Annotated in this window: 7 protein-coding genes; 1 reads left to right on the forward strand and 6 read right to left on the reverse strand. The window is 37.3% G+C overall.

Annotated elements, in window-relative coordinates; translation table 11 throughout:
* Positions 1–25: 25 nt before the first annotated feature.
* Entirely contained in the window at positions 26–1,765 is a 1,740-nt protein-coding gene (locus AC1RFD_RS13375; protein WP_048391998.1) for a B12-binding domain-containing radical SAM protein, read from the forward strand.
* Positions 1,766–2,106: 341 nt separating this feature from the next.
* Here the strand turns inward: AC1RFD_RS13375 and AC1RFD_RS13380 are convergent, their stop codons facing one another.
* From AC1RFD_RS13380 to AC1RFD_RS13405, 6 genes are all read right to left on the reverse strand, one after another.
* A complete protein-coding gene (locus tag AC1RFD_RS13380; protein WP_054549806.1) occupies positions 2,107–3,462 on the reverse strand; it encodes a TrkH family potassium uptake protein in 1,356 nt (451 codons plus the stop codon).
* A gap of 111 nt (positions 3,463–3,573) precedes the next feature.
* A complete protein-coding gene (locus AC1RFD_RS13385) occupies positions 3,574–4,329 on the reverse strand; it encodes a TerC family protein (RefSeq protein ID WP_054549805.1) in 756 nt (251 codons plus the stop codon).
* Between the two features lie 325 nt (positions 4,330–4,654).
* Complete coding sequence (locus AC1RFD_RS13390) at positions 4,655–5,740, reverse strand: SDR family oxidoreductase (RefSeq protein WP_054549804.1); 1,086 nt, start codon at positions 5,738–5,740, stop codon at positions 4,655–4,657.
* Positions 5,741–5,759: 19 nt separating this feature from the next.
* Positions 5,760–8,813 carry an efflux RND transporter permease subunit gene (locus tag AC1RFD_RS13395; protein WP_054549803.1) on the reverse strand — a complete coding sequence of 1,018 codons (3,054 nt, stop codon included), beginning with the start codon at positions 8,811–8,813 and terminating at the stop codon, positions 5,760–5,762.
* Positions 8,814–9,008: 195 nt separating this feature from the next.
* Positions 9,009–10,586: a peptide chain release factor 3 gene (locus AC1RFD_RS13400; protein WP_048392002.1), complete on the reverse strand. Its 1,578-nt coding sequence runs from the start codon at positions 10,584–10,586 to the stop codon at positions 9,009–9,011.
* Between the two features lie 135 nt (positions 10,587–10,721).
* Positions 10,722–12,188, reverse strand: a complete 1,467-nt coding sequence (locus tag AC1RFD_RS13405) for a UDP-N-acetylmuramoyl-L-alanyl-D-glutamate--2,6-diaminopimelate ligase (protein WP_054549802.1) — start codon at positions 12,186–12,188, stop codon at positions 10,722–10,724.
* Positions 12,189–12,201: the final 13 nt, after the last annotated feature.

A 12,201-nucleotide genomic window follows, 5' to 3' on the forward strand; every position in this document is an offset into this window, starting at 1 on the left:
AGGATGTTGAAAGGAAGATTATTGCATGAATACTATTTTAACTACTTTGAATGCAAAGTATATTCACACAAATTTAGCATTGCGCTATTTAAAAGGCGCAGCTTTACCGGAGTTTAATCCAATTATAGCAGAGTATACTATTAAAGACCCTGCTTTTAATATTGTATCAGATTTATTCCAAAAAAAACCTGATATCGTTGGATTTAGTTGCTATATCTGGAACATCGAAGAAACAATTCACGTTATCAAGATGTTAAAAACTGTCTGTCCAAATGTTAAAATTCTGCTCGGGGGACCTGAGGTTTCTTATGATTGTCACCATTGGTTACGTCGAATACCTGAGGTAGACTTCATTGTGATGGGTGAAGGAGAAACTTCATTTAAACAATTACTGCGCTATTTCCACGGTGAAATATTGTTAGAAGATGTTCCTGGTATTTGTTATTTAGAGGACGAGAAAGTCAAGATTCACGCTATGCCACCTAAAATTGATTTGCGCGAATTACCAAGTCCTTTTCGTTTTGAGGAGGATCTGCCCTATCTAGGTAAGCGAATTCAATATATCGAAACAAGCCGAGGCTGCCCATTTAGCTGCCAATTTTGTTTATCTTCTATTGAAGTTGGCGTCCGATACTTTAACCGTGAAAAAATAAAAGAGGATATTCGTTTCTTAATGGATAACGGAGCTCGAACAATTAAATTTGTGGATCGCACCTTCAACATCAGTCGTAGCTACGCAATGGAAATGTTCCAATTTTTAATTGATGAACACAAACCAGGTGTTGTATTCCAGTTTGAAATCACGGCTGATATAATGCGCCCTGAAGTCATTCAATTCTTAAATGATAATGCACCGAAAGGTTTGTTCCGATTCGAAATAGGTGTTCAATCTACGAACGATTTAACAAATACTCTTGTAAAACGTCGTCAAAACTTTGAAAAACTAAAGCGAACAGTTACTATGGTGAAAGATGGCGGAAAAATAGATCAACATTTAGATTTAATTGCAGGTTTACCAGAGGAAGATTACGCTAGTTTTCGTCAAACATTTAATGATGTCTTTGCAATGCGGCCAGAGGAATTACAGCTTGGATTTTTGAAACTTTTACGCGGCACAGGACTTCGATTAGAAGCCGAGAAGTTTGGCTATACCTATGTGGATCTATCTCCTTACGAAATCTTTTCAAATAATGTTCTAACATTTGATGATATCGTCCGTATTAAGCATGCAGAGGATGTTCTTGAAAAGTATTGGAATGATCACCGTATGGATCATACGATTGAATACTTGGTTACAGAGGTCTTTGATACACCATTTGATTTCTTCCAAAACTTCGGAACATATTGGGAAACAAAAGGTTGGTCTCGTATTGGTCATCAGCTAGAGGATTTATTCCGTCGTTTATTAATGTTTTTAGAAACGATTGATGATGTGAATTTAAACATTGTCCAGAGTTTAATGCAGCTTGATTACTTAATGGCTCAGCAGTTCCAACCACGGAAGCTATGGTGGAATGAGCGTCCTACAGAAGAGCAACAAAAAGCCCTTTATCACGCTTTACGAGAAGATCCAGCTATCGCAGGCGAGGAATTTGCTAACTTTAAGTTAACTGAAAAAGAGTTGTTTAAGCATACCTTGATTATCCCTCATGCTCTTGATTACCAAGAGTTTGCAAATGGCAAAATTGTACAAAAAAATGGCTATCTGTTAACCTATTTCCGACATGGTCAAGCACCTTACTTTGCAACAATCTACTCTAACTAATAAGAAACGCTAGTCCTGTCATAACTATCAGGACTAGCTTTTTTTATTACTTAAACGATTCTTAAATCCTCATAGTAACAATAAAGACTGCTAAATTTATTCCTTCTGCGCTTCATTGTTCGGTTAGTTAAGTACTCATAGCCAGCCTTACCAATATAGGTCAAATTCCTTAAATAAAGATTGATAAAACTTTGTAAAAAATGCCCAAAAAACAATCTATCTAATCAGGAAATAAAAGTTTAAATTTTTTGAATATTTTATGACAAGATAATATTTTTTACTTTTATATGAGGTTTACGATGGAATTACTCCTTACTTAATGCCTCACATACTTTAAAAATTTAACCAATAATTACTCGTTCCTTCGGATAGTGGAAGCCTGATTTCTTTCCTCTTCCGCCACCCCCAAGAGTATAAAGGAATGATATTAATCCAACTCGACCAATAAACATTAAAATAATGATAATGATTTTACCAACCACTGATAAATCAGATGTTATGCCTAACGACATACCACATGTACCGAACGCTGAAGTAATTTCAAAAATGATTTGAATAAGAGATGCGTGTGGCTCTGTTATAAGCAAGATAAGGGTTGCAACTAATACCATGAAAAAGGCTAATAAAATTACGACAAATGATCGGAAGACATCAATCAAATGAATTTCTCGTCCAAATACTTGGATATCCTCTCTTCCTCTAGCAAAGGTAATTAAGAATAAAATGGCCAAGGCAAAAGTTGTGGTGCGAATACCTCCACCAACTGAGCTTGGGGAAGAGCCAATGAACATCAGGAAGCTCATGAATATATCTGTAGCTTCACTAAAAGTCGTGACATCGTAAGTAGTCAGTCCAGCTGATCTCGTTGATACAGAATGGAACATTGCTGAAAATAATGCCTCATGCCAAGACATTTCCTTAAAAGAATGGAATGATTCAAGGAGTAAAATGACAAGTGCACCAACTATAAATAAAATAGCGTATGTTGAAGTAGTGATTTTAGTAAATAAACTAAAACGGAAATTCTCGCGTCGATTAAGCAAAAAAGTCTTCAATTCAATTAATACCGGAAATCCGATAGCACCTAATACAATCAGTACCATGGTAACCATCTGTACAAAATAATCATCATGGAATGGCAGTAAGCTCATTCCCGTTATATCGAATCCTCCATTTGTCGTAGCAGAAATAGAGGCAAAAATTCCATGTAAAAAGGCTTCTTCTAATGTATCAAAATAATTGGTAAAATGTAGCGTTAAAATAATGGTACCCGTTAATTCAATGCCAAATAAAATTTTTAAAATTTCGCGGATTAATTTAACAACACCAGAGACACTGTACTGGTTATGATCAATCATGATTAACTGTCGCTCACGCATGCCTATTTTTTTCCCAACAAGCAGCCACACAAAGGTACCAAGTGACATAATACCAATGGCGCCTAACTGTAAAATAACAAGAATCATTACAAGCCCAAAGGTAGTATAGGTTTCCGAAATATTAATGGTTGTTAACCCAGTAACACTTACTGCACTTACTGCTGTAAACAAGCTATCTAAAAAAGAGACTTTTACACCTTCTTGATGAACGCCTGGAAGCCGTAATAACAGGAAGGAAATCGCTATTGCTATAAAATAATAAGAAACAAGTACCTGAAATGGTGTGACTAGTTTATTTGATGATTTTTTCCAAGGCACTTTAACAACTCCTCCCACATATGATGCCCAACTAGATAGATTATAGTATAGAAAAAATACATAAAAAAAGAAAGAGGAATAGTGATAACTATTCCTCCAACGTTCATCTACTTATTTTTTCTTTCTTACACCGACTAAATAGCCGACAAAAGCAATACCTACTAGGACAATCCAGAATGTTAACTCCCATGCCGTGGAATGTGGAAATTCTTTAGGCAATATTCCCACCTTCTCATGTGCCAATGTTAAGACAACTAACTTCACACCTACCCAGCCAACGATTAGAAATGCCGCTGTTTCAAGTGAAGGGTAATCATTTAATATTTTTACAAACCATTGGGCCGCAAACCGCATCATAATGACACCAATAAATCCGCCAAGGAGCATCACAATGAACTGACCGCCATTGATGCCACCAATATCAAATTCACCTAAGTGTGGCAAAGTTACAGCAATTGCAACGGCTGCTAGCATCGAATCAATAGCAAATGCTATATCGGCAGCCTCTACTTTTAGTACTGTTAACCAGAAACCAGAACCCTTTTTTCCACCATTTTCGGTTGCTGCTTCTTCTTCATCTTTATGTTTTCGTAAATCATATATATTTTTCGCAGACATAAATAATAGATAAGCTGCACCGACCGCTTGTATTTGCCAATAATTTACTAAAACTGTAATAACAAATAATGCGGAGAATCGGAATATCAATGCTCCAAATAGTCCATAAAATAACGCCTTTTTTTGCTGCTCTTGTGGTAAATGCTTCACCATAACAGCCATTACTACCGCGTTATCAGCTGCTAGTAATCCCTCTAATACAACAAGGACAATTAACACCCAGCCATATTGTAGTAAAATCGCTTCCATTCTAGTGCCTCCTCTAAGCTCTCTATACCCTCAATGACCCTGTCATTCAAGTATAAAAGAAAAAAACCCCTGCCCTAATTCAGGCAAAGGTCTCGCTAAGTAAATTCGTACCCTTTCTATTTATGGTACTTCAATCTACACGTCATACGTATAGAGCCATTCACTATCACACCCGATGGTTGTACCATGTCTTGACGAATGTGAAACCAGGGAAAGTTAATTACCTGTTAGCTACTCCCCTTTGACAAATTGTCGAAGGTATCTTCTTTCAAATATTATAGCACTATCATTTACAACTGACAAAAATATCTATATGTTTTTTTCGTTACTTAATCTGAATTTGATAGCTCTTCTCTTCCTTATGTGCTAAATAAAACTCAATCATTTTTGGCATCGTCTGTATAAAATCAGGACATGTAATACCACCTTTTTGTAAGATATGATATGCTTCAGTCGTATCAAATGAGGCATTCCATGTTAAATAATCTAATGTTTCTTGTTCGACACCTAATTTTTTTCGAATAAATGGAATCTGCAATGAAAGCTTAGCCAATGTAAATGGTAAACGTCCTTTTGGATAAGAATTTGTAACTAGTTTCACCATTGTACGGTATACCTCCTGTACAGGGTGAGGATTAGGATCAGTTAAATGAAGTGTCTTCCCTTCTGCACTCTGTTCACTAACCAGAAAAGTAGAAGCATTTATAATATAATCAACTGGCACTACATTAATTGTCGATGAAGTTTGACCAATGTACGGAATAAAAGGTAAACCCTTTAAACGTTCAACTAAGTTTAAGAAGAAATAAGGACCATCAAATTTAATGGTTTCACCAGTTTGGGAATGACCACGAACAATTCCAGGTCTAATTATTGTCAATGGTATTTCCGATTTTAAATCTTCTACTCGGTGCTCAGCCTCATATTTTGTTTCCTCATAGTGGTTTTTAAATGCTCTTGGTCGAATTAATTCATTTTCACGCAGTATGCCCTCACGTGTACCAGCCACATAGGCAGTGCTGAAATACATATAGCGCTGTATATTTGGTAAGGTGCGAACAAAATCATTAACCATTGTTGTACCATGAACATTTACCTTCCAGGCAATATCACGTGGTACAGCTAAATCATAGATAGCAGCTAAATGCCAAAGCACTTCAATTTTCGGTACAATTTCTTTGATGATTTGATTTTCTAATCCAAGGTTTGGTAGTGTAATATCGCCTTCCACAATTCGAATCGAACAGTCAGGAAAATCCTCTAATATTTTGTTTTTTTCTTTATGTGCCTTTATGGTTTCACCAGCCAATACGATGGTAATTACTTGTTGTGCTTGTTTCTTTTGAAATAATGCTCGAATTAGTTGACTCGAAATGAAACCAGGAAAACCTGTAAAAAAATGAACCTTCATCTCCCATTCCCCCTTGAACCTAGTGCATCTTTCTTGTATCTTTATCCATTAAACTGTAAATGATCGGTACAATATACAGTGTCAGTAAAGTTGAGGTCACAAGCCCTCCGATAACAGCAATCCCCATTGGCTGATTCATCTCGGTCCCTTCTCCAATGCCCAGTGCGAGTGGTAAAAGCCCTAAAATAGTTGTTAAGGCTGTCATTAAAATTGGACGAAGCCGATCTTGGGTAGCAAGTAAAATTGCCTCATAAGCTGGCATGCCCATTGCCTTTTGCTGATTAATATAATCTACCAGCACAATACCGTTATTTACGACTATTCCTACTAGTACTAGGATACCGATAACTGAGGTTACACCAATTAAAGTATTTGTTAGGAACATAGCTATCGCCACACCAATGATCATTAATGGAACAGTAAACATGATAACAAACGGATATTTAAATGACTCAAATTGAGCTGCCATCACAATATATACAAGCACGATGGCTAGCATCACAGCTAGTAACATATCATCAATTGCACTATCATAGAGCTCTCTGTCCCCACTGAACACAACTTGAGTAGTAGATGGTAAATTAACTTGTTCTAATGCTTTATCTACTTTTGCAGAGATTCCTCCCAACGATTCCTTTGTTTCATAATCTACAAAAAAGGCCACTGCTGCTGCTTGATCAGAACGACGAATGGATACCGGCCCCTCTTGTATAGAAACAGTAGCCACTTCCTCTAATTTTACAAATAATCCTGCTGGCGAACGCAGCTGCATGGCTTTTAAAGCATCTATACTCGTATTAAATGACTGCCCAAAACCTGTATAAACGGGTAATACTGCACCGTCATCAGTAATCAATTGGGACGTTAATTGACCTTTTGTCATTTGATTTACAGTTTGAGCGATTTGTGCTGGAGCAAAACCATAGTCTTTTGCTTTTTCACGATTAACCTCAATTTGAATCTCTTGAACAGTATTATCTAAATCCGTAGAGACATTTGTCACTTGCTGAATCGCTAGTAGTTCCTGCTGCACTTTCTTAACAGTTTGCTGTAGCCTCTGTTCATCGGAATCTGTTAAACGGAATGTTAAGGTGTGTGGTGACGATCCTGTAGCTGTCGATACATTAAATGTAATTTCAGCTTGCTCTTCAAGCTCTCCCTGTATATCTTGTTCTAGCTCTTCTACAAATTTAAAAATGGAACGTTGCCTTTCTGCTAATGGGACAAGCTTTACATATATCTCAGCTTGGTTGGCGCTAGTTTGTCCACGTGCTTGGGATTGTTGTGTACCGCCAATTAAACTAACATACACATCTACATCCTTTTCCTGCTTTAAACGTTCCTCAATTTGCTTAACAATCTTTTCTGTTTCTGATACAGCGACACCTTTTTCAAGATTGACACTTATAGAGGTGAACCCCTCATCTGTAGGCGGTAAAAATTCAGTACCTATTCTAGTCAGTCCAAACAAAGAAAGACTAAAGCAAACCACTGTAAAAAGCAGTATAAGCATTCGATGCTTTAGTACCCATACAATTGACGCCTTGTAATGCCTATAAAAACGTGATTTACTGCGTTGTACATAAAAATTATTGTTTTTCATTTTTAAAAGTCGACTTGCTAGCATCGGAACGACTGTAAGCGCAACTACTAAAGATGCAATTAAGCTGAATGAGATTGTTAAGGCAAACTCTGTAAATATTTGACCAATCAATCCTTCGATGAACATAACAGGAATGAATACTGCTATTGTGGTTAAAGTGGAAGCTGTAATGGCAAGGGCTACTTCCTTTGTTCCTTCCTTTGCTGCAGTTATCGGGTCTTTTTCTAGTCCTAGATGTCTTTCTATATTCTCAATAACGACTATGGCATTATCCACAAGCATACCAATTCCAAGTGCCAGAGCACCTAATGTCATAATATTGAGGGAAAAATCCGCAAAAAACATCAAAACAAATGTGACAATAACGGAGTAAGGAATCGCAATACCAATAATGATCGGACTCTTTACACTACGTAAAAAAACAAATAGGATGAACATCGCAAATAATCCACCTAAAAGTAAGGAAGAGCCAATATTACTAATCGCTAAATCCACATAATTACCTTGATCAATTAAAATATCTGCTGTGATACCTTTATACTGATCTTTCTTTAGTAATGTCTCTAAGGCCTTCTGGAAATCCTTAGAAACCTCTGCCGTATTTGCACCAGATTCCTGTAATACAGACATAAGAACAGCTGGATGCTCATTTGCTCGTGTTGTGGTAATAGATTGTTGTTCTGTCCTCTCAACGGTTGCAAGATCACCAATGGTTAATGATTTGCCCGTTAAAGGGTCCACCGAAACAATTAAATTGGCAATGCTTTCCGGAGAAGATAATGTGCTAACTATACGTGTTGTTAGCATTTTGCCATCATCTGTTGAAACAGGCTCACCAGGAAGAGACACATTATTCGCTTGAACTATTTGCATCACGTCTGTCTGAGTCAAGCCTTTTTCAACTAGCTTTGCTTCATCCAATTCTATTTGGATTTCATCAATCAATTTGCCAGAAACATTCACACTGGCAACACCCTCTGTCCGTAGCAGTTCCTTCTCTAAGTGCTCTGCTAATACACGTACATCTACTTGATTATTTTCCGCACGTAAAGACAGCTGAATAATAGGAAATTGAGACGGATCAAATTTTAGGAAACTAGGCTTGCCAGCATCATTAGGCAATGGGGTCATATCAATTCGCTGTAAAATATCAAGTTGGACAACATCCATATTTGTGGACCAGTTGAACTCAAGCACAATTAAATTGGAGCCTTCCTGTGAGGTTGACTGGATTTTTTTGATACCAGGTAAGGTGGCAAGTGTAGCCTCTAATGGCTTCGTTATCTTTTCATTTACCTCCGTCGGGCTTGCCCCAGGATAAGAGGTGACAACCACTCCAATAGGAGGATTTAACTCTGGAATTAACGTAATCGGTATTTTTAATAAAGATACACCGCCTAGTATGATGACAAAAAGCATAGTAACAATCGTAAAGACAGGTCTTTTAATAGAAAAATGACTAATATTCATATAAACAAACTCCTTTTCTACCTCTTCCTTTCTATGATAGCCGAAAAGGAGATTATTTTATAAATAAGCTCCTGTTATTGAGATACTATCTCTAAGGAAACTTATATTTCCTAATAATGTATATATTCTACAAACAGTGTCATTTTTCCTTGCAAAAAAACACGAATCGCAAAATTGTCGATTCGTGTTTTATAATTATAAAAGGCTATAAAGTTTAATGTTTTCGTTTTTATCTGCAAACCAACGCATAGCGAACTCATTTTCAAATAGGAAAACAAGATTGTCAAAACGGTCTTTTACAAGCATTGATCGACCTGATGACATTGATTCTTTGACATCCTCTTCATTTTCAATCCAGCGTGCGATTTTCGAACCAATTGGCTCCATTTTTACTTCCACATTGTATTCATTTTTCATACGATGTTCAAATACTTCAAATTGTAATTGACCAACTGCTCCAAGTATAACTTCCTCTGTATGCAGCGTTTTATAGTATTGAATAGCACCCTCTTGCACTAATTGTAAAATCCCTTTATGGAATTGCTTTGATTTCATAACGTTCTTCGCCGTGACACGGACGAATAATTCTGGTGTAAACTGTGGTAATTTTTCAAATTGGAATGTTTTCTTGCCACCTACAACAGTGTCTCCAATTTGGTATGTTCCTGTATCATATAAACCAATAATATCGCCAGCAACTGCTTCATCTACTGTCTCACGATCATCTGCAAGGAACTGTGTAGATTGTGTGACTTTAAATGACTTCCCTGTACGAGATAACGTCATATTCATTCCACGTTCAAATTTACCAGAAACAATACGTACAAAGGCAATACGATCACGGTGTGCTGGATTCATATTGGCCTGAATCTTGAAAATAAAACCTGAAAACTCATCATGCTCCACAGGATCAATAAACTGCTCATCTTCAGTAATTCTTGGCTGTGGCGTCGGTGCGAATTGTAAATAGGTTTCCAGGAAAGTTTGAACACCAAAGTTCGTTAATGCTGAACCAAAGAATACAGGTGTTAATTCCCCACGACGAATTTTTTCCTCAGAATATGCATTCCCCGCTTCATCTAAAAGTAAAATATCGTCCATTGCTTGTGAATAATAAGAAGTCACCTTCATTGGATGCTCCACAGCAAGCTCCCCATTGTCGTCAATTGGTAAGAAACGTTCCGCTTCATCTGTACGGAATTGCTCAATGCGTTTATTGTAACGATCATAAATACCAAGGAACTCTTTACCCATACCGATTGGCCAGTTCATAGGATATGCATTGATACCTAATACCTCTTCAAGCTCTTCGATCAATTCAAGCGGCTCTTTCCCTTGACGGTCTAACTTATTAATAAATGTAAAAATAGGAATACCACGCATTTTACAAACCTTAAATAGCTTTAAAGTCTGTGCCTCGATCCCTTTGGCAGCATCCACTACCATGACAGCACTATCTACAGCCATCAATGTACGATATGTGTCTTCCGAGAAATCTTGGTGACCAGGGGTATCCAAGATATTCACACGAGAGCCGTTATAATCGAATTGCATGACAGATGAAGTAACCGAAATCCCACGTTGTTTTTCGATCTCCATCCAGTCCGATGTTGCAAATTTACCTGTTTTTTTACCTTTTACTGTACCTGCATCACGAATAGCACCACCAAAAAGTAAAAGCTTTTCTGTAATCGTCGTTTTCCCAGCATCAGGGTGACTGATAATGGCAAAAGTACGACGCGATAGTATATCTTGTTCTAAATTTGAATTCATCTCGTCATTCTCCTTTTTTCATACTTAATAATAATAAAAGAAGACTTGCCTTTCGTACAACCTTTTTACATGAAATCTCAAAAAAGAAAACCCTTTAGTTACAACTAAAAGGGTTTCCTAAGAATTTAGCTTTCATCACACGAATTTTAATCGGCCTGCTTCTATCGCAATTTCTGCATCACTATGTGGAAATTTTGTATTTTCGATAATTTGATAATCCTCATGGCCTTTACCAGCAAAAATAATCATGTCACCCGGTTCAGCAATTTCAATCGCATGGCGCACTGCCTCTGCACGATCTCCAATACAAGCATAATTATCATGAAGCATACCTTTAGCAAGATCGCCTGTAATACTATCGAAGTCTTCATAGCGTGGATCATCTGTCGTTAAAATAACATATTCCGCAGCAGACGCTTTTTCAGCCATGGCAGGACGCTTTGATTTATCACGATTGCCACCTGTTCCAACTAAGAAAATCAACTTGCCCTTTTTATAAGGTTGCGCTGCTTGAATTGCCTTTTCAATTGCATCTGGAGTATGGGCATAATCAATAAAAATTTGCACAGGTAGATCTGAACATACTTTCTCCATACGACCCTTGACTGGCGGTAGTTGCTCGATTTGTTCAATAATGGACTCCATTGAATAGCCCCTACCATAAAACGCAATCATGGCTGCCAATACATTATAAATATTAAATTCCCCAAGCAAATTCATTTTTACACGATAAATTCCTTCAGGCATTTCCACGTCAAATGATGTCATATAGTCGTGATATTCACAGTTAATGGCGCGGAAATCAGCATTTTCATTTTTTAAACCATATGTCCACACTGGAAATGGTGTCATTGCAGCATATCTCTCTGACCAAGCATCGTCTGCATTCAACACAACAAATTTATTTTTTTCTAAATCTTGTCCAAGTTGGGAAAATAATAAGCCTTTTGCATGGCCATATTCCTCCATCGTACCATGGAAATCAAGATGATCGTGCGTTAGATTCGTAAAAATAGCGATATCATAATCAACACCTGCTAAACGTCCAAGTGCTAACCCGTGTGATGAAACTTCCATTGTCATTAATCGACAGCCTTCCATTTTTGCACGGAAAATCATTTGTTGTGTCGATAACGCATCACTCGTTGTATTAGCTGATTCATATAAAATTCCATTTAAATTAAAGCCAATTGTGCCTGATAAAGCCGATTTCTCGCCCATACCATGCATTATATTTTGAATAATTCCTGTTACGGATGTTTTACCATTCGTTCCCGTTACACCAATCATCGTTATGTCCTTTGAAGGATAATCAAAGAACTTTGCAGCTAGTAAACCTACTGCACGATCTGTATCTTTCACAATCACTTGTGCGATTGTCTCTCCTAACGGTAATTCTCGCTCCGTCACAACAATTGTTGCGCCACCATCTACAGCCTTTTGCGCATAATCATGCCCATCTACTGTATACCCTTTGATACAAACAAACATGCTATTTGGTTGCACACTTCTTGAATCTACTACGATATCGCTAACCTGATCTGGCAGCACGCCAATTATTTTTTTCAAAGGTAATGCGCTTAACAATTCCTCTGCATACATTTCATAATCCTCC

The organism is Lysinibacillus sp. GW823-FHT02G10 (assembly GCF_058797135.1).